This window comes from Acidovorax sp. GW823-FHT02H02 (assembly GCF_058797075.1).
Genome location: NZ_JBXAJH010000006.1, coordinates 47,504 through 65,353, shown reverse-complemented (window position 1 = coordinate 65,353; position 17,850 = coordinate 47,504). Strand labels below are relative to the sequence as shown.

The 17,850-nt window shown below is 63.5% G+C and carries 22 protein-coding genes; 18 read left to right on the top strand and 4 right to left on the bottom strand.

Annotation, left to right across the window (positions count from 1 at the left end):
* A complete protein-coding gene (locus AC1RDS_RS08415; RefSeq protein ID WP_303835450.1) occupies positions 1-1,014 on the bottom strand; it encodes a M14 family zinc carboxypeptidase in 1,014 nt (337 codons plus the stop codon).
* 166 nt (positions 1,015-1,180) lie between these two features.
* Between AC1RDS_RS08415 and AC1RDS_RS08410 the strand changes: the two genes are divergently transcribed.
* From AC1RDS_RS08410 to trhA, 3 genes are read left to right on the top strand one after another with little or no spacing between them, the layout of a single operon-like run.
* The gene (locus tag AC1RDS_RS08410; RefSeq protein ID WP_255346452.1) at positions 1,181-1,315 is read left to right on the top strand and encodes a hypothetical protein; all 135 of its coding nucleotides are present in this window, start codon (positions 1,181-1,183) and stop codon (positions 1,313-1,315) included.
* A 4-nt stretch (positions 1,316-1,319) separates the two neighbouring features.
* The gene (locus AC1RDS_RS08405; protein WP_255346453.1) at positions 1,320-1,448 is read left to right on the top strand and encodes a hypothetical protein; all 129 of its coding nucleotides are present in this window, start codon (positions 1,320-1,322) and stop codon (positions 1,446-1,448) included.
* 10 nt (positions 1,449-1,458) lie between these two features.
* The gene (trhA, locus tag AC1RDS_RS08400; protein ID WP_492226767.1) at positions 1,459-2,109 is read left to right on the top strand and encodes a PAQR family membrane homeostasis protein TrhA; all 651 of its coding nucleotides are present in this window, start codon (positions 1,459-1,461) and stop codon (positions 2,107-2,109) included.
* A 1-nt stretch (position 2,110) separates the two neighbouring features.
* On the opposite strand, the gene AC1RDS_RS08395 is transcribed toward trhA, so the two are convergent.
* Positions 2,111-2,746, bottom strand: coding sequence for a MarC family protein (locus AC1RDS_RS08395; RefSeq protein ID WP_492226766.1), 636 nt, complete (start codon positions 2,744-2,746; stop codon positions 2,111-2,113).
* Between the two features lie 190 nt (positions 2,747-2,936).
* On the opposite strand from AC1RDS_RS08395, the gene AC1RDS_RS08390 reads away from it, so the two are divergent.
* Positions 2,937-3,626, top strand: coding sequence for a dienelactone hydrolase family protein (locus tag AC1RDS_RS08390; RefSeq protein WP_492226765.1), 690 nt, complete (start codon positions 2,937-2,939; stop codon positions 3,624-3,626).
* A 36-nt stretch (positions 3,627-3,662) separates the two neighbouring features.
* Here the strand turns inward: AC1RDS_RS08390 and AC1RDS_RS08385 are convergent, their stop codons facing one another.
* Positions 3,663-4,799 carry a magnesium transporter CorA family protein gene (locus tag AC1RDS_RS08385; protein ID WP_422205670.1) on the bottom strand — a complete coding sequence of 379 codons (1,137 nt, stop codon included), beginning with the start codon at positions 4,797-4,799 and terminating at the stop codon, positions 3,663-3,665.
* Between the two features lie 59 nt (positions 4,800-4,858).
* Entirely contained in the window at positions 4,859-5,866 is a 1,008-nt protein-coding gene (hemB, locus tag AC1RDS_RS08380; protein WP_492226764.1) for a porphobilinogen synthase, read from the bottom strand.
* A 186-nt stretch (positions 5,867-6,052) separates the two neighbouring features.
* Here hemB and AC1RDS_RS08375 point away from each other — a divergent pair, with 186 nt between their 5' ends.
* The 14 genes from AC1RDS_RS08375 to rplB all read left to right on the top strand — a co-directional run bounded on the left by AC1RDS_RS08375 (position 6,053) and on the right by rplB (position 17,845).
* Positions 6,053-6,481, top strand: coding sequence for a CopD family protein (locus AC1RDS_RS08375; RefSeq protein WP_303837633.1), 429 nt, complete (start codon positions 6,053-6,055; stop codon positions 6,479-6,481).
* Between the two features lie 18 nt (positions 6,482-6,499).
* Positions 6,500-7,597 carry a VanZ family protein gene (locus AC1RDS_RS08370; RefSeq protein WP_492226763.1) on the top strand — a complete coding sequence of 366 codons (1,098 nt, stop codon included), beginning with the start codon at positions 6,500-6,502 and terminating at the stop codon, positions 7,595-7,597.
* Positions 7,598-7,606: 9 nt separating this feature from the next.
* Positions 7,607-7,966 (top strand): (2Fe-2S) ferredoxin domain-containing protein, encoded by a 360-nt coding sequence (locus AC1RDS_RS08365; protein WP_026435011.1) that lies wholly within the window; start codon positions 7,607-7,609, stop codon positions 7,964-7,966.
* 84 nt (positions 7,967-8,050) lie between these two features.
* Complete coding sequence (locus tag AC1RDS_RS08360; RefSeq protein WP_303837638.1) at positions 8,051-8,689, top strand: alpha/beta hydrolase; 639 nt, start codon at positions 8,051-8,053, stop codon at positions 8,687-8,689.
* Positions 8,690-8,782: 93 nt separating this feature from the next.
* Entirely contained in the window at positions 8,783-9,952 is a 1,170-nt protein-coding gene (locus tag AC1RDS_RS08355; protein ID WP_303837640.1) for a D-alanyl-D-alanine carboxypeptidase family protein, read from the top strand.
* A gap of 237 nt (positions 9,953-10,189) precedes the next feature.
* The gene (gene rpsL / locus AC1RDS_RS08350) at positions 10,190-10,567 is read left to right on the top strand and encodes a 30S ribosomal protein S12 (RefSeq protein WP_024813771.1); all 378 of its coding nucleotides are present in this window, start codon (positions 10,190-10,192) and stop codon (positions 10,565-10,567) included.
* A 164-nt stretch (positions 10,568-10,731) separates the two neighbouring features.
* The gene (gene rpsG, locus AC1RDS_RS08345; RefSeq protein ID WP_092700195.1) at positions 10,732-11,205 is read left to right on the top strand and encodes a 30S ribosomal protein S7; all 474 of its coding nucleotides are present in this window, start codon (positions 10,732-10,734) and stop codon (positions 11,203-11,205) included.
* A 150-nt stretch (positions 11,206-11,355) separates the two neighbouring features.
* Positions 11,356-13,458: an elongation factor G gene (gene fusA, locus AC1RDS_RS08340; RefSeq protein WP_303837645.1), complete on the top strand. Its 2,103-nt coding sequence runs from the start codon at positions 11,356-11,358 to the stop codon at positions 13,456-13,458.
* Positions 13,459-13,671: 213 nt separating this feature from the next.
* On the top strand, positions 13,672-14,862 hold the full coding sequence (gene tuf / locus AC1RDS_RS08335; RefSeq protein ID WP_303837647.1) for an elongation factor Tu: 1,191 nt from the start codon (positions 13,672-13,674) through the stop codon (positions 14,860-14,862).
* 26 nt (positions 14,863-14,888) lie between these two features.
* A complete protein-coding gene (rpsJ, locus tag AC1RDS_RS08330) occupies positions 14,889-15,200 on the top strand; it encodes a 30S ribosomal protein S10 (protein WP_026437399.1) in 312 nt (103 codons plus the stop codon).
* 212 nt (positions 15,201-15,412) lie between these two features.
* Positions 15,413-16,087, top strand: a complete 675-nt coding sequence (gene rplC, locus AC1RDS_RS08325) for a 50S ribosomal protein L3 (RefSeq protein WP_348682850.1) — start codon at positions 15,413-15,415, stop codon at positions 16,085-16,087.
* Positions 16,087-16,707 (top strand): 50S ribosomal protein L4, encoded by a 621-nt coding sequence (gene rplD / locus AC1RDS_RS08320; RefSeq protein WP_008906425.1) that lies wholly within the window; start codon positions 16,087-16,089, stop codon positions 16,705-16,707. Before rplC ends, rplD begins: the two co-directional genes overlap by 1 nt.
* The gene (rplW, locus tag AC1RDS_RS08315) at positions 16,704-17,018 is read left to right on the top strand and encodes a 50S ribosomal protein L23 (RefSeq protein WP_007847815.1); all 315 of its coding nucleotides are present in this window, start codon (positions 16,704-16,706) and stop codon (positions 17,016-17,018) included. The genes rplD and rplW overlap by 4 nt, the downstream gene beginning before the upstream one ends.
* A gap of 2 nt (positions 17,019-17,020) precedes the next feature.
* Positions 17,021-17,845, top strand: coding sequence for a 50S ribosomal protein L2 (rplB, locus tag AC1RDS_RS08310; RefSeq protein WP_303834333.1), 825 nt, complete (start codon positions 17,021-17,023; stop codon positions 17,843-17,845).
* The last annotated feature ends 5 nt before the right edge of the window (positions 17,846-17,850 follow it).

The following is a 17,850-nucleotide window of genomic DNA, read 5'->3' as shown; positions in this document are numbered from 1 at the left end:
TCAATACCACTCGGCCAGCGCGTTGACGCGGCGTTGCGCGTAATGTTCGGCGCCGGGCACCCACCGCTGGTGGCTGCAGGCTGCGCGCGACAGAAAATCGAGCAGCGCCAGATGCCGGCGCAGCACCCGCTGCTGGCGGTGGTCGATCAGCGGATTGAAGATGCCCAGGCGGGAGAACAGCTGGCGCGGGTTCTTCTTGATCCAGATCCACGAGCCCATCTCCAGCGTCAGCGGCAGGAAGATGCGCCCCGCTTGCTCGCAGGACTGCAGGTACAGGTAGTCCCACAGGTCACCATGGGCCAGGTACTGCGCGCTCTGGGGTTCGATGATGTACTGGTGGTTGCTGTGGGCCTGCAGGAAGATGTCCTTCAGTGCATGCAGTTCGTTCAGGTGCGCAATGGGCTTGCGGGTGTGGGCAAACGGAAACCACAGGCGGTCGCGCACCCCGAAGCCCGAATGGCAGTCCAGCGCAAGGCTGAAGGGGCGGGGCAGCAGCTCGGCGCCCACCACCTCGCACAAGGCCTGGCTTTCGACTTCCATGGGCGCGCCCGGGTGGCCCCGGTACCAGGGCAGGCCGGCGCTCAGCCGCTGTCCACCCATCAGAAAAGGCACGCGGTCCAGGGCCTGCACCGGCGCATTGCGCATCAGATCCACCCCGTTCGGGTTGGCGCGGGTGGCCGCCCACATGCCGCCGGGGTTGACGATGGGCATGAACACCAGGCGCACCTGTTCGAGCTGCTGGTGCAGCGTGGTGTCCCAGCGCAGTCGCATGGCGATGTTCTGCAGATAGGCCAGCACCACCTCGGCGCCGATGCGTTCCAGGCCATGCACTCCCCCAAAAAATCCCACGGCAGGGATGTGCGGGCTGGTGTTGCCAATGCCGATCGAATAGATGGGAAAGCGCTGGCCCGATGCCACGCTGACCTCGCGCACCACGCGCACCTGCAGGTCGGGGCCGCCCTGCTCGATGATCTTTTCCAGGGCCAGCAGTTCGGGCAGAACGTTTTCGGGCACGGTGGTGGAGGGCGGTGTGGCAGGGGGGAAGACGCCGCAGCATACCGCTCGCTTGGCCTGCCGTGTGAATCCAGGGGGTGGGTGTGGCAAATGTGCCGACGGACGCCAAACTGTCACACAGCGCAGGTAACTTGCAACAGCCAACCACCTCTTTCAAAGGCCTCGCATGCTGTGGAAACTGCTCGGATTGCAGAGACTCTTCGACGACCTGTTCGACGAACGCTGGCGTTGGCTGGATTTGCCGGGCAACGACTGCTTCTCTTATGAAGAATTCACCACCCCATCGCCCGCACAGGATTGACGCCTTGCGCTGGCTGATGCTGTGCGGCCTGGTGGGCTGCGGCATGGCGTGGGGCGTGGTGGAGCTTTTTGCCCTGCAGCGGGCGCGCTACCACGCCTGGCGCGATCGCCAGCAGACCGCGCTGCCGCACTAGGTGCGCGGCGATGGGCCGGTCTCTCCTCACGGGCAGCGCCGGGCGTGCGCAAAGCCGGGACGAGGAAACCGCCAATGCGGCCAGCCACGCCGTGGCGTTGATCGCCGCCCTGGGCGCCGGTTGCTGGCTGGTGTCGTGGGGGCGCAGCCTGAGCGCCGAGGGCTTTGCCGGCATCTGCGTTTTTGTGGCAACGATGGTGTGGCTGTACCTGGCGTCCACCGTGTACCACGCCTTGCCGGATGGCCGGGCCAAGCGTGTTTTCCTGAGGCTGGACCACGGTGCGGTGTTCCTGTTCATTGCGGGCAGCTACACGGCTTTTGCGGCGGGGCATCTGGGGGAACCTGGGGGTCGCTTCATTCTGGCCCTGGTGTGGCTGGTAGCTGCTGCAGGCACGGCGCTCAAGGCCATGGGCCGGCTGTCATCGCCCTGGTTGTCCACGGGCGGGTATCTCGCCATGGGGTGGCTGGTGCTGCTGGCGGCAGTGCCCATCCTGGAGCGTGCGTCGACGGCCGGGGCGCAATGGCTGGTGGCCGGGGGCTGCTCCTATACCCTGGGCGTGGTCTTTTTTGTGCTGGACGCCCGCATCCGCTACGCCCATGCGGTATGGCATGGCTTCGTTGCGGCGGGCACCGCGTGCCACACCTGGGCGGTGCTTGGTTGAGCTATCGCGCCCCGAGAATGGGGAACATCTTGCCCAGGCCGTCGGCCATCACTTCCACGGCCAGGGCCGCCAGGATCAGGCCCATCAGCCGCGTCATCACGTTGATGCCGGTCTTGCCCAGCACGCGGGCAATCGGATCGGCCAGCGAAAAGCACAGGGCCGTGGCCAGCCCGATCACCACGCCGTAGCCCACCAGCGCCGCGTGCTGCCAGAAGGTCTGCGCACGGTCGGCATAGATCACCACGGTGGACATGCTGGCAGGTCCGGTGAGCAGGGGAATGGTGAGGGGCACCACGGCAATGCTGCTGCCCGCCGCCGCCTTCTCGGCGCCTTCCTCCAGTTCATGCGTGTGGGGCTTGGCCTCTGCCGGCTGGGCGTTGAGCATGTTCATGGCGCTGATCAGCAGCAGCATGCCGCCGCCCACCTGAAAGCTCTGCAGCGAGATATTGAAGAACTCCAGGATCTGCAGGCCCAGCAGGGCGCAGGCGGCAATCACGCAAAACGACGCCAGGGCCGCCGTGCGGATGGTGCGCCGGCGCTGTTCGCTCGAAAACCCCTGCGTGTAGTGGATGAAAAACGGCACGATGGCCAGTGGGTTCACGATGGCCAGCAAGGTGATGAGGGGTTTCAGATCCATCGGCGGTTTCCTGAAAGGCACAAAGCGGTGGTGGTGCGGTCGGTGCAGGCGGTGGTTTGCACTTGGTCCAAAACCGGTCTCCTGCAAGAATGCAGTGCATTACAGCATCCCGGCACGGGGCCGGAATGCTTTGGTGGGCGGCGGTGGTGCCTTTGTGCCACAGCCCTTTTTCTTCTCAAGGAGCAATTGCATGGGCCAGTTTGTCAATCTGACGTCGCAGGATGGTTTTGTGGTGCCCGCCTGGGTGGCGCAGCCCGACGGGGCACCGCGCGGCGCCATCGTGGTGTTGCAGGAGATCTTCGGGGTCAATTCGCACATCCGGGCAGTGACCGACCGCCTGGCTGCGCGCGGCTATCTGGCGGTGGCACCCGCCACCTTTGCGCGCGTGCAGCCGCAGGTGGACCTGGGCTACAGCGAAGCCGACATGGGCGTGGGCTTTGGCTACAAGACGGCGGTGGATGCGCTGCCCGGCGACGGTGTCATGCCTGACATCCAAGCCGCCATCGACTACGCCGCCCAGCACGGTGGCGGCAAGGTGGGCATCGTGGGCTTTTGCTGGGGCGGCCTGCTGACCTGGCGCGCGGCCTGCAGCCTCCAGGGCCTGACCGCGGCGGTGTGCTACTACGGCGGCGGCATGACCACGCCCGACGAAGTGGCGCGCCAGCCCCTGGTGCCGGTGCTGGCGCATTTTGGCCAGCGCGACCACTGGATTTCGGTGGACAGCGTGCAGGCCTTTGCAGGCGCGCATCCCGAAGTGCAGGTGCATGTGTACGAAGCCGACCATGGCTTCAACTGCGACCAGCGCGGCTCGTATGACGAAGCCGCAGCCCTGGTGGCACGCGACCGCACCCTGGCTTTTTTTGCCAGGCACATCGGGTAGGCCGGCGTCTTCCAGAGGGCGCGGGCGTGGCGCCGTTCACTGCCCGCTGGTGCGCGCCAGGTAGCGTTTGCGCCAGAACAGCGCTACCAGCGCCACGGCAATGAACACCATCGAGCCCATGGCCCACCAGAAGCCGTCGGCCTTGTGCACCAGCGGAATGAATTCGAAGTTCATGCCGAAGATGCCTGCGATCAGGTTCAGCGGCAGGAACACCGCAGTCAGCGCGGTGAGCGTGCGCATGATGTCGTTGGTGCGGTTGCTTTGCACCGAAAAGTGCATCTGCACGGCGGTTTCGGTGCTCTGCTCCAGTCGGCGCACATGGTGCACCACGCGTTCGATGTGTTCGAGCACGTCGCGGCTGCGCACCTTGAGCAGGTCCAGGTCGCGCTGGCCGGCGCTGCTTTCGGGCACGGCCCAGGTTTCCAGGGCGTCGATCCAGTTCTGCACGGCGGTGCGCTGGTCCTCGCAGATGTCGTCCAGCTGGTGCAGCGACAGGCGCGCTTCAAGCAGCGAGTTCCAGTTCACATAGCGCGACCGGGGTTTGAGCAGCTCGGTCTGCCAGTGGTCGAGCTGGCGCGTGAGTTCGCGGCGCAGATCCAGGTAGCCGTCCACCATCAGGTTGACCACGCGCAGCATCAGGTCTGGCGGGCTGGACGGCTGGCGCGCGCCGGGCGCTGGGCTGGCGCGGCCTTCGCGCGGGTCGCTGGGGGCGGCGGCCATCAGGCGCGCGGCATAGGCGTCGCGCACGGCGCAGTCGGTGGGGTGCACCGACAGCAGCACCTGGTCAAACAGGGCAAAGCCCACGGGGCTGGTGTCGATGCGGCGCAGCACCGGCGGGCCACTGCGTTTGCGCGCTGCATTGGTGGGGGCGTCGCTTTGCGCCGCAGGGCCCGGCGCGTCGCTGTGCAAGGTGGCCAGGCGGCGAAACACCATCAGATCGTATTGCGAGGTGTAGTCGTAGCGCGAGGGCAGTTGCGCATTCAGCAGGTCCGAGACATGCAGATCCACCAGCTGCTGGCCGGTGCTGGCCTGCAGCGCGGCCTGGATCTGCCCGAGCTGCGCGCCAAAGGTCGTGCGTGCGCAGGCCACCCAGAAAAAGCCCTGGCTGGGCGGCTGGCTCGGCAGAGCGGACAGTTCGATCGCGCCGCCGGAGTGGATGTGGAAGATGCGCATGCCGTACCGCTTGGTATGAAAATGGCCGCTGGTGCTTTTCCAATAAGTGCGAACAGCTATTATTTCTGAAGCAAACGGGCCGCATCGCGCGCGAAGTAGGTCAGCACGCCGTCGGCGCCCGCGCGCTTGAAGGCCAGCAGGCTCTCCATCATCACGGCATCGTGGTCAAGCCAGCCATTGGCGGCGGCGGCCTTGATCATGGCGTATTCGCCGCTGACCTGGTAGGCAAAGGTGGGCACGTGGAACTCGTCCTTCACCCGCCGCACGATGTCCAGGTAGGGCATGCCAGGCTTGACCATCACCATGTCGGCACCCTCGGCGATGTCCAGCGCCACTTCGCGCAGCGCCTCGTCGCTGTTGCCCGGGTCCATCTGGTAGACGAACTTGTTGCTCTTGCCCAGGGCACCGCGCGTGCCCACGGCATCGCGGAAGGGGCCATAGAAGGCGCTGGCGTATTTGGCGCTGTAGGCCATGATGCGGGTGTGGATGTGGCCCTGCACCTCGAAGGCCTCGCGGATGGCGCCGATGCGCCCGTCCATCATGTCGCTGGGCGCCACGATGTCCACGCCGGCTTCGGCATGGGTGAGGGCCTGGCCGGTGAGGATCTCCACCGTTTCGTCATTGATGATGTAGCCGGTGTCGTCGAGCACACCGTCCTGGCCGTGGCTGGTGTAGGGGTCCAGCGCCACGTCGGTCATCACGCCCAGGTCGGGAAACTCTTTCTTCAGGGCGCGGACCACGCGCGGGATCAGGCCCTCGGGGTTCAGCGCTTCTTTGCCGTCGGGCGCCTTGAGGGCTGGATCGATGGCCGGAAACAGCGCCAGCACGGGGATGCCGAGCTTCACGCAGTCTTCGGCCACCGGCAGCAGCAGGTCCAGGCTCAGACGGTCCACGCCGGGCATGGAGGGCACGGTCTCGCGCTGGTTCTGGCCCTCGTGCACGAACACGGGGTAGATCAGGTCGTGGGGCGTGACGGCATGCTCGCGCACCAGGTCGCGGGTGAAGCTGTCACGGCGCAGGCGGCGTGGGCGGCTTTGCGGGAAGGGGGTGGGGCTGGAGAGGTGCATGAAAGTGATTATGAAGCTCCCGGAGTTGCCTTCGGCGCCTTCCCCCCGAGGGGACGCCGCCAGGGGCCCGGCAAAGCCGGTTTCCCGGCGCCTGCTGGCTGGCTGCGCTTGTGCACAGACCGCGCGCTGGAGTGCGGTACTGAACCAGGGGCGGCCGTCGAACCCGCCGGCCCTTAAACTGCAGCCATGCTCTGGATCAAAGCCCTTCACATTGTCTTCGTGGCCAGCTGGTTTGCTGGCCTGTTCTATCTGCCGCGCATCTTCGTCAATCTGGCGATGGTGGCGCCCGGCTCGGTGGCCGAGCGCGAGCGCCTGGTGCTGATGGCGCGCAAGCTGCTGCGCTTCACCACCATCTTGGCCGTGCCTGCCGTGGCGCTGGGCCTGTGGCTCTGGCTGGGCTATGGCATCGGACGCGGTCCGGGCAATGGCTGGATGCACGCCAAGCTGGTCGTGGTGGTGCTGGTGATCGGCTACCACCACGCCTGCGCCGTGCTGCTGCGCAAGCTCATCGCCGAAACCAGCCGCAAGAGCCATGTCTGGTTCCGCTGGTTCAATGAAGTGCCCGTGCTGCTGCTGCTGATGGCCGTGGTGCTGGTGGTGGTCAAGCCGTTCTGACACACGGGGCCTGCGCCGGTGCACAAGACCTCTGCCTGGCCGCTGGCGCTGATCCATGCAGCGCTGATTGTCTTTGCCAGCCTGTTCCCGTTTGATGGCTGGCGCGATCAGGGGATCGATCCCTGGGTGTTCCTGTCGGCACCGTTGCCGCCGCCGTACTGGACGGGGTTTGATGTCGCCATCAACATGGCGGGTTATGCCCCCCTTGGCTTTTTGCTGGTGCTGGCGCTGCTGCGTTCGGGCCGCGAGCGCGGGGCGGTGCTGCTGGCCACGCTGGCGGGTTCGCTGCTGTCGCTGCTGATGGAGTATCTGCAGATCTACCTGCCCCGGCGCGTGCCTTCCAACCTGGACCTGTTGCTCAACGCCCTTGGAACGCTGGCGGGGGCGTTCACGGCGGCGCTGCTGGAGCGCTGGGGGGCCATCGATCGCTGGAGCGATTTCCGCGCCCGCTGGTTCGTGCGCGATGCGCGCGGTGCGCTGGTGCTGCTGGCGCTGTGGCCTGCGGCGCTGCTGTTTCCGGCAGCCGTGCCTTTTGGCCTGGGCCAGGTGCTGGAGCGGCTGGAGCAGGGCCTCGAAGACCTGCTGGCCGACACGCCCTTCCTTGAATGGCTGCCGGTGCGCGATGCGCCGCTGGAGCCCCTGTCCCCCGGCGGCGAGCTGCTGTGCGTCACGCTGGGGCTGCTGATCCCGTGTCTGCTGGGCTATTGCGTCATCCGCCATGTGGGGCGCCGCGTCCTGTTTGCCATCGCAGTGGCGGTGGTGGGGATCGGGGTCACGGCCCTGTCGGCGGCGCTGAGCTGGGGGCCATCGCACGCCTGGAGCTGGCTGGAGCTGCCCACGCGCGTCGGGGTGGGGGCGGCGCTGGGGCTGGCGGCGCTGCTTCTGGCCTTGCCGCGACGCGCCAGCGCGGCGGTGTTGCTGCTGGCGCTGGCCTGGTATCTGGGGCTGCTCAACCAGGCCCCCGCCAGTGCCTATTTTGCCCATACGCTGCAAACCTGGGAGCAGGGGCGTTTCATCCGCTTTTTTGGCCTGGGGCAGTGGCTGGGCTGGCTGTGGCCCTATGCCGCACTGGCCTATGTGCTCATTCGGGTGTCGCGCCGGGAGTCGAAAAACTAGAATGCTCCGATGAGCGACACCCCCTCCACCCCCGCCGCAGCGACCGGCTATTTCGCCCGCCACATCTTCTTTTGCCTGAACGACCGGGCCAATGGCGAAAACAGCTGTGCCCACCATGGCGCCCAGGAGGCCTTCGACCGGTGCAAGGCGCAGGTCAAGGCGGCAGGCCTGGCGGGCCCCGGCAAGGTGCGGGTGAACAAGGCGGGCTGCATGGACCGCTGCGCCGCCGGCCCCGTGGCCGTGGTGTACCCCGAGGGCACCTGGTATTCGTATGTGGACGCCAGCGATGTGGACGAAATCGTGGAGTCGCACCTGAAAAACGGCCAGATCGTCGAACGCCTGCTCACGCCGCCGGAACTTGGGCGCTGAGCGCCGCTCAACTAATCCTTGAGTGTTTTTGGCATCTGGCGCTTGTTTGGTAAACGCTAGATGCTATTGAATAGGTAGCAATCTGTGAATGCACAAACCGAACGCTTGGCGCTGAACGGCGCTGCCGGTGCCATCGAGGCGGCGCGCGATGTGGCTCTGCACGATGGCGCGGTCTCGCGCGGTGTGGCCGTCATTGCCCATCCCCATCCGCTGTTTGGCGGCACCATGGACAACAAGGTGGTACAGACCCTGGCGCGCGCGTTCACCCAATGCGGCTGGACCACGGTGCGCTTCAATTTCCGGGGCGTGGGCGCCAGTGCCGGAGCCTATGACGAAGGGCGCGGCGAGCTGCAGGATCTGCTGGCCGTGGTCCAGCAGGTGGCGCCCGAGGGGCCCATTGCGCTGGCCGGTTTCTCGTTTGGCGCCTTCGTCACCAGCCATGCCCTGGCCGCCCTGTGGAGCGAGCGCGAGGTCGCGCAGGCGGTGCTGGTCGGCACCGCCGCGAGCCGCTTCACGGTGGCGCCTGTGCCGCCCGAGGCCCATCTGCGTACGCTGGTGCTGCATGGCGAACGCGATGACACCGTGCCGCTGTCGGCCGTGCTCGACTGGGCGCGGCCGCAGATACTGCCTGTCACAGTCGTTCCCGGTGGCGGCCATTTCTTTCACGGACAATTGACGCTTTTGAAGAATCTGGTGGCCCGCCACCTTCAATCGGGCGCCTGAGAGGCGCGTCCGAGCCGGCCCCGGCTGGTCACCGTCCTCCCTCCTGGTCTTTTTTCAACCCTTTTTCGAGCCTTTCCAGCCCTTTGTTGCCCCATGAAACGAATCCTGTCCGCGTTGCGATCCCTGGCCGTCCTTGCTGTGCTTGCCCCTGCCGCCTTCGGCGTCCACGCCCAGGCGCCCCAGCCCCCCGAGATCGCCGCTCGCACCTACATGCTGGTGGACGTGACGGCCAACCAGGTGCTGGCGGCCAAAGACATCGATGCGCCGGTGGAGCAGGCCTCTCTCACCAAGCTCATGACGGGCTACCTGGTATTTGACGCCCTGCGCGCCAAGAAGATCACGCTGGAGCAAAAGCTGCCCGTGAGCGTGCGTGCCTGGAAGATGCCCGGTTCGCGCATGTTCATCGACCCCAAGATGCAGGTGCCAGTGGACGATTTGCTCAAGGGCATGATCGTGCAGTCGGGCAACGACGCCACCATGGCGCTGGCCGAGGGCGTGGGCGGAACCGCTGAAAATTTCGTCAAGCTCATGAACGACCAGGCCCAGGCCCTGGGCATGAAGGGCACGGCCTACAAAAACCCCGAGGGGCTGACGGAGCCCGGCCACACCACCACGGCGCGCGACCTGGCCACCCTGGCCACCCGGCTCATGAAGGACTTCCCGGAGTACATGCACTATTACGCCACCAAGCAGTACAGCTACCCCGGCACGCCCGCCTCCAATGGCAACAACCGCAATTCGCTGCTGTTCCGAGACCCCACCGTGGACGGCCTCAAGACCGGGCACACCGCAGCCGCCGGTTACTGCCTGGTGGCCACTTCCAAGCGCGAGTTTCCCAATGTGGGCCAGCGCCGCTTGCTGTCCATCGTGCTGGGTGCCGCCAGCGAGAATGCCCGCGCCAACGAGAGCCAGAAGCTGCTGAACTGGGGCTACACCGCCTTTGATGCCGTCAAGCTGTTCGATGCCGGCCAGCCCGTTGCCACGCCCGCCGTATGGAAAGGCACGGAAAGCACCATCCGGATCGGTCGCTCCGAGGCCATCGTCGTGGCTGTGCCCTCGGGCAGCGCCGGCAAGGTCACGACGCAGATCGTGCGCCAGGATCCCCTGGTGGCCCCGTTCACCAAGGGCCAGGCGATTGGCTCGCTCAAGGTGGTGCTGGGTGAGCAACCGCTGGTCGAGGTGCCGCTGGTGGCGCTGGACGGCGTCGAGCAGGCCGGCATTCTGGGCCGTGCCTGGGATGCCATCCGGTTGTGGATTAAATAAGGAGCCACCTCCGGAGGCGCTGTGCGCCTTCCCCCTTCTCTCGCGCTGAGCGCGGGAAGGGGGGGGCAGCCGGTGCGGCGGGGCGGCCCTTGCATGGCTGCCCTGGCCGGGGAACCGCCAAATCGATGGTCAGTTGCCTATCTTGGGCCAAGCTGATACATTAGAAGGCTTTTCGGAATTTCCGAAGGGATTCACGTTTTCGCTTTCACGAAGCATTTCACGTTTAGGGACGTATTCATGCCAACCATTAACCAGCTCGTGCGTCAGGGGCGTCAGGTCGAAACGACCAACTCCAAGAGCCCCGCGATGCAAAACTCTCCACAGCGCCGTGGCGTGTGCACCCGTGTGTACACCACGACGCCAAAGAAGCCTAACTCCGCTCTGCGGAAGGTCGCCAAGGTGCGCCTGACCAACGGTTTCGAAGTCATTTCCTACATCGGCGGTGAAGGCCACAACCTGCAGGAACACAGCGTCGTGCTGGTTCGCGGCGGTCGTGTCAAGGACTTGCCCGGTGTGCGTTACCACATCGTGCGCGGTTCGCTCGACTTGCAGGGCGTGAAAGACCGCAAGCAGTCGCGCTCCAAGTACGGTGCGAAGAAGCCAAAGGCCAAATAAGCCTGCGGTTGACCAAGATAAAAGGTGCTGTTTCCCGCGTGGCGCGGTGATGCAGCGTAGTGACCCCAAGCGCAAATGTCTTGCGTGGGTCGAGTAAGTGGGAGTCCTGAATGGCTCTCGCGGTGTCTGAAAAGATGCCAACTGAAGCAAGAATGAGGTGAAAAATGCCACGTCGTCGCGAAGTCCCCAAACGTGAAATCCTGCCGGATCCCAAGTTCGGCAATGTAGAGCTGTCCAAATTCATGAACGTGATCATGGAAGGCGGCAAGAAGGCAGTTGCAGAGCGCATCATTTACGGTGCCCTGGAGCTGATCGAGAAGAAGCACCCCGACAAGGACCCGCTGGAAGCTTTCGTTGTTGCCATCAACAACGTCAAGCCCATGGTCGAAGTCAAGTCCCGCCGTGTGGGTGGTGCCAACTACCAGGTGCCTGTGGAAGTGCGTCCTGTGCGTCGTCTGGCCCTGTCGATGCGCTGGATCAAGGAAGCGGCCCGCAAGCGTGGTGAGAAGTCGATGGCCCAGCGTCTGGCCAACGAACTGCTCGAAGCCACCGAAGGCCGTGGCGGCGCCATGAAGAAGCGTGATGAAGTGCACCGCATGGCCGAAGCCAACAAGGCATTCAGCCACTTCCGCTTCTAAACCGACGAACCGCCCTCGTCGCACAGCGCAAGGCTGCCGGCATTTTTGCCTGCAGCCTTGTGGCGATTGAGGCGGTCACAAAATTGACGGGTTGCAGCGTCAGAATGCTGGGCCCGCCCCCGAATAACACGACCCATCCAAGGATCCACCATGGCTCGCAAGACTCCCATCGAGCGCTACCGCAATATCGGTATCTCGGCCCACATTGACGCTGGCAAGACCACGACCACCGAGCGTATTCTTTTCTACACCGGCGTGACCCACAAGCTGGGTGAGGTGCATGATGGCGCCGCCACCACGGACTGGATGGAGCAGGAACAAGAGCGCGGCATCACGATCACTTCCGCCGCCGTGACCTGCTTCTGGAAGGGCATGGACCTGTCCTACCCCGAGCACCGCTTCAACATCATCGACACCCCCGGCCACGTGGACTTCACGATTGAAGTCGAGCGTTCCATGCGCGTGCTCGACGGCGCCTGCATGGTGTACTGCGCCGTGGGCGGCGTGCAGCCCCAGTCGGAAACCGTCTGGCGCCAGGCCAACAAGTACAAGGTGCCGCGTCTGGCCTTTGTGAACAAGATGGACCGTACCGGTGCCAACTTCTTCAAGGTCGTCGAGCAGATGAAGCTGCGCCTGAAGGCCAACCCCGTGCCCGTGGTGATTCCAATCGGCGCCGAAGAAAACTTCCGTGGCGTGGTCGACCTGCTCAAGATGAAGGCCATCATCTGGGATGAAGCCTCCCAGGGCATGAAGTTCAGCTACGAAGAGATTCCGGCTGACCTGCTGGAAACTGCCAAGGAATGGCGCGAAAAAATGGTGGAAGCTGCGGCCGAAGCCACCGAAGAGCTGATGAACAAGTACCTGGAAGAAGGTGACTTGAGCGAAGAGGAAATCAAGCAGGGCCTGCGCCAGCGCACCATTGCAACCGAAATCCACCCCATGCTGTGCGGCACCGCGTTCAAGAACAAGGGCGTGCAGCGCATGCTGGACGCCGTGATCGACTACCTGCCAGCACCGACGGACATCCCGGACGTCACGGGCACCGATGACGACGAAAACCCTGTCACCCGCAAGGCCGATGACAGCGAGAAGTTCTCTGCGCTGGCCTTCAAGCTGATGACCGACCCGTTCGTGGGTCAGCTGACGTTCGTGCGCGTCTATTCGGGTGTGCTGTCCAAGGGCGACACCGTCTTCAACTCGGTCAAGGGCAAGAAAGAGCGCATCGGCCGTATCGTGCAGATGATGGCGAACGACCGCGTCGAGGTGGATGAAATCCGCGCTGGCGACATCGCTGCCTGCGTGGGCCTGAAGGATGTGACCACCGGCGAAACGCTGAGCGACATCGATTCGCCGATCGTTCTGGAGCGCATGGTATTCCCCGAGCCCGTGATCTCGCAGGCCGTGGAACCCAAGACCAAGGCCGACCAGGAAAAGATGGGCATTGCCCTGCAGCGCCTGGCCGCCGAAGATCCATCGTTCCGCGTGCGTACCGATGAAGAGTCGGGCCAGACCATCATCTCCGGCATGGGCGAGCTCCACCTGGAAATCATCGTGGACCGCATGAAGCGCGAGTTCGGCGTGGAAGCCAACGTGGGCAAGCCCCAGGTGGCCTACCGCGAAACCATCCGCAAGACGGTGGAAGATGCCGAAGGCAAGTTCGTGCGCCAGTCCGGCGGTAAGGGCCAGTACGGTCACGTCGTGCTCAAGATTGAACCCAACGAAGCCGGCAAGGGCATCGAGTTCGTCGACGCGATCAAGGGTGGCGTGGTTCCCCGCGAATTCATCCCGGCCGTGGAAAAGGGTATCAACGAAGCCGTCACGCAGGGCGTGCTGGCGGGCTACCCCGTGGTGGACGTCAAGGTCACGCTGCACTTCGGTTCGTACCACGATGTGGACTCGAACGAACTGGCGTTCAAGATGGCAGCCATCTTCGGTTTCAAGGAAGGTTGCCGCAAGGCCAGCCCCGTGATCCTGGAGCCCATGATGGCCGTGGAAGTGGAAACGCCCGAAGACTACGCCGGCAACGTGATGGGCGATCTGTCCAGCCGTCGCGGCATGGTGCAAGGCATGGAAGACATTCCTGGCGGCGGCAAGGCCATCAAGGCCGAAGTGCCTCTGTCGGAAATGTTCGGCTACTCGACCACGCTGCGCTCCGCAACGCAAGGTCGCGCCACGTACTCGATGGAATTCAAGCACTACAGCGAAGCACCTCGCAACGTGTCGGAAGCCATCATGGCTGCGCGCGCCAAATAAGTCCTGGGGGACGGACCCGCTCTGCTGCTCTGTCCCCTCTGACTGAATCGGGCTCTAGCGCTTGCTCAGTACGCGCTTGTAGCTGTTGATTGAATAGCAAATCTTTTTTGCAATCTGCGATCCGGTGCCACCCCGTTGCCTGTGCAGGGTGAATCAGCAACCGGATGCAGACGTTAAACCACTACACAGGCATCGCTCTTTGGAGAACTGAAAATGGCAAAAGGTAAGTTTGAACGCACCAAGCCCCACGTCAACGTGGGCACGATCGGTCACGTGGACCATGGCAAGACGACGCTGACGGCGGCCATCGCCACGGTGCTGTCGGCCAAGTTTGGCGGCGAAGCCAAGGCCTACGACCAGATCGACGCAGCACCTGAAGAAAAGGCCCGCGGCATCACGATCAACACCGCCCACGTGGAATACGAGACGGCTGCTCGCCACTACGCCCACGTGGACTGCCCCGGCCACGCCGACTATGTGAAGAACATGATCACCGGCGCAGCCCAGATGGACGGCGCCATTTTGGTGTGCTCGGCCGCTGACGGCCCCATGCCCCAGACCCGCGAACACATCCTGCTGGCCCGCCAGGTGGGCGTGCCCTACATCATCGTGTTCCTGAACAAGTGCGACATGGTGGACGACGAAGAACTGCTCGAACTCGTCGAAATGGAAGTGCGCGAACTCCTCGACAAATACAACTTCCCTGGCGACGACACCCCGATCATCCGCGGCTCCGCCAAGCTCGCCCTGGAAGGCGACAAGGGCAAGCTGGGTGAAGAAGCCATCATGAAGCTGGCCGAAGCCCTGGACACCTACATCCCCACGCCCGAGCGCGCAGTGGACGGCGCCTTCCTGATGCCCGTGGAAGACGTGTTCTCCATCTCCGGCCGCGGCACCGTGGTGACCGGCCGTATCGAGCGCGGCATCATCAAGGTCGGCGAAGAAATCGAAATCGTCGGTATCAAGGACACCGTCAAGACCACCTGCACCGGCGTGGAAATGTTCCGCAAACTGCTGGACCAAGGCCAGGCTGGCGACAACGTCGGTCTGCTGCTGCGCGGCACCAAGCGCGAAGACGTGGAGCGTGGCCAGGTGCTGTGCAAGCCCGGCTCGATCAAGCCCCACACGCACTTCACCGCTGAGGTGTACGTTCTGAGCAAGGACGAAGGCGGCCGCCACACCCCCTTCTTCAACAACTACCGCCCTCAGTTCTACTTCCGCACGACCGACGTGACCGGCGCCATCGAGCTGCCAGCCGACAAGGAAATGGTCATGCCTGGCGACAACGTGTCGATCACCGTCAAGCTGATCAACCCCATCGCCATGGAAGAAGGTCTGCGCTTCGCTATCCGTGAAGGCGGTCGTACCGTGGGCGCGGGCGTCGTGGCCAAGATCATTGCTTAATTCATAAGCAGAACAAGGAACTTGCCATGTCCCAGCAAAAAATCCGTATCCGCCTGAAGGCGTTTGACTACAAGCTGATCGACCAATCCGCTGCCGAGATCGTTGATACCGCCAAGCGTACCGGCGCCATCGTCAAGGGCCCCGTGCCTCTGCCGACGCGCATGAAGCGGTTCGACATCCTGCGCTCGCCGCACGTCAACAAGACCAGCCGCGACCAGCTCGAAATCCGCACGCACCAGCGTCTGATGGACATCGTGGACCCGACGGACAAGACCGTTGACGCCCTGATGAAGCTCGACCTGCCTGCTGGCGTGGACGTCGAAATCAAGCTGCAGTAATGGCTGTTGCCTGAGGGGGTGACCCCTCGGGCAATGTCTCGATAACGCGAACTTGCTTGAAAAAGCAGTTCGCGTTATACTTTAGGGCTTCGCTCGATTTGCGCCTTCAAAAGGTGTTCTGCGGGTGAAGTTTTATTAACCGTCTTTCATGCACGCGAGTGCGAACGCCGCAGCCAATTGAAGTTGTGGCGGTGGAAGTTTTGGAGAAACAAATGAGTCTGAGCAACTCCCTCGGGTTGCTGGGTCGCAAAGTGGGCATGATGCGTCTGTTCACCGATGATGGGGACGCAGTGCCTGTCACGGTGGTGGATGTGTCCAACAACCGCGTTACCCAGGTCAAAACCCAAGAGAACGATGGCTACGTGGCCCTGCAGGTCACGTTCGGTTCGCGCAAAGCATCGCGCGTGACCAAGCCAGAAGCCGGCCACCTTGCCAAGGCAGGTGTGGAAGCCGGTGAAATCATCCAGGAATTCCGCGTGACCGCAGAAACCGCCGGCAAGTATGCCGCCGGTGCTGCAGTGCCTGTGGCTGATGTTTTTGCAGTGGGCCAGAAGGTCGACGTGCAAGGCACTTCCATTGGTAAGGGCTACGCCGGTACCATCAAGCGCCACAACATGGCCTCGCAGCGCGCATCGCACGGTAACAGCCGTTCGCACAACGTGCCTGGTTCCATCGGCATGGCACAAGACCCCGGTCGCGTGTTCCCCGGCAAGCGCATGACGGGCCACCTCGGCGACGTCACCAAGACCACGCAAAACCTCGATGTCATCCGCATCGACGAAGCGCGTCAACTGCTCTTGATCAAGGGCGCCATTCCGGGCTCCAAGGGTGGGTTCGTGACGGTGCGTCCCGCCATCAAGGCCAAATCTTCCAAAGGAGCGAACTAATGCAGCTCGAACTCCTGAATGACCAAGGCCAAGGTGCATCCAAGCTGGATGTTCCCGAAACCGTGTTCGGTCGTGAATACAACGAAGATCTGGTGCACCAGATCGTCGTGGCCTACCAGGCCAATGCACGCCAAGGCACTCGCGCCCAGAAGGACCGCGAGCAAGTCCGTCACTCGACCAAGAAGCCTTTCAAGCAAAAGGGTACGGGTAACGCACGTGCAGGTATGACTTCCTCGCCTCTGTGGCGCGGGGGTGGTCGGATTTTCCCGAACATGCCTGATGAAAACTTCACGCAGAAGATCAACAAGAAGATGTACCGCGCCGGTATGTCTGCCATCTTGTCGCAGCTGGCCCGTGAAGGTCGTCTGGCGGTGGTTGACTCGCTGAAGCTGGATTCGCCCAAGACCAAGGTCCTGGCCGACAAGTTCAAGGCGATGAACCTGCAATCGGTGATGGTGATCGCCGATGAAGTCGACGAAAACCTGTACCTGGCTTCGCGCAATCTGGTGAACGTGCTCGTCGTCGAGCCCCGTTATGCCGATCCCGTGTCGCTGGTCCGTTTCAAGAAAGTGCTCGTCACCAAGGGTGCAATCGACAAACTCAAGGAGATGTTCGCATGAGCACGCTCAAGTTTGACGAAGGTCGTCTGATGCAAGTGCTGGTCGCTCCCATCGTGTCCGAAAAGGCCACCATGGTTGCCGAGAAGTCCAATGCTGTGACGTTCAAGGTGCTGCAGAACGCTACCAAGCCAGAAATCAAGGCCGCTGTGGAATTGATGTTCAAGGTCGAGGTCAAGGGCGTTTCTGTGGTGAACACCAAAGGCAAGACCAAGCGCTTCGGCAAGACCGTTGGCCGCCGCGACAACGTTCGCAAGGCATACGTCACGCTGCAGCCAGGTCAAGAGCTGAACCTGTCTGGGGAGGCCGCGTAATCATGGCTGTCATCAAGATGAAACCCACTTCGCCCGGCCAACGTGCTGTGGTGAAGGTCACGCGTGACCACCTGTACAAGGGTGAAGCGTACGCCCCCCTGCTGGAGCCTCAGTTCCAGAAGGCCGGTCGTAACAACAACGGTCACATCACGACGCGCCACAAGGGCGGTGGTCACAAGCACCACTACCGCGTGGTCGACTTCAAGCGCAACAAGGACGGCATCGCCGCCAAGGTGGAGCGCATTGAATACGATCCGAACCGTACGGCCCACATCGCTCTGGTGTGCTATGCCGACGGCGAGCGTCGTTACATCATCGCTCCCCGTGGTCTGGAAGCCGGCGCAACGCTGATGAGCGGTTCGGAAGCTCCGATCCGTGCAGGCAACACGCTGCCTATCCGCAACATCCCCGTGGGCTCGACCATCCACTGCATCGAGCTCAAGCCCGGTGCCGGTGCCCAGATCGCCCGCTCGGCAGGTGCTTCGGCAACGCTGCTGGCCCGTGAAGGCATCTACGCCCAGGTGCGCATGCGTTCCGGTGAAGTTCGCAAGATCCACATCGAATGCCGCGCCACCATTGGCGAAGTGGCCAACGAAGAGCACAGCCTGCGCCAACTGGGCAAGGCCGGTGTGAAGCGCTGGATGGGTATTCGTCCTACGGTTCGCGGCGTGGCCATGAACCCGGTGGATCACCCTCACGGTGGTGGCGAAGGCCGCACCGGCGAAGGCCGCCATGCAGTCGATCCTTGGGGCAATCTGACCAAGGGTTATCGCACCCGTAACAACAAGCGCACACAGATCATGATCGTGTCGCGTCGCAAGAAGTAAGGGGT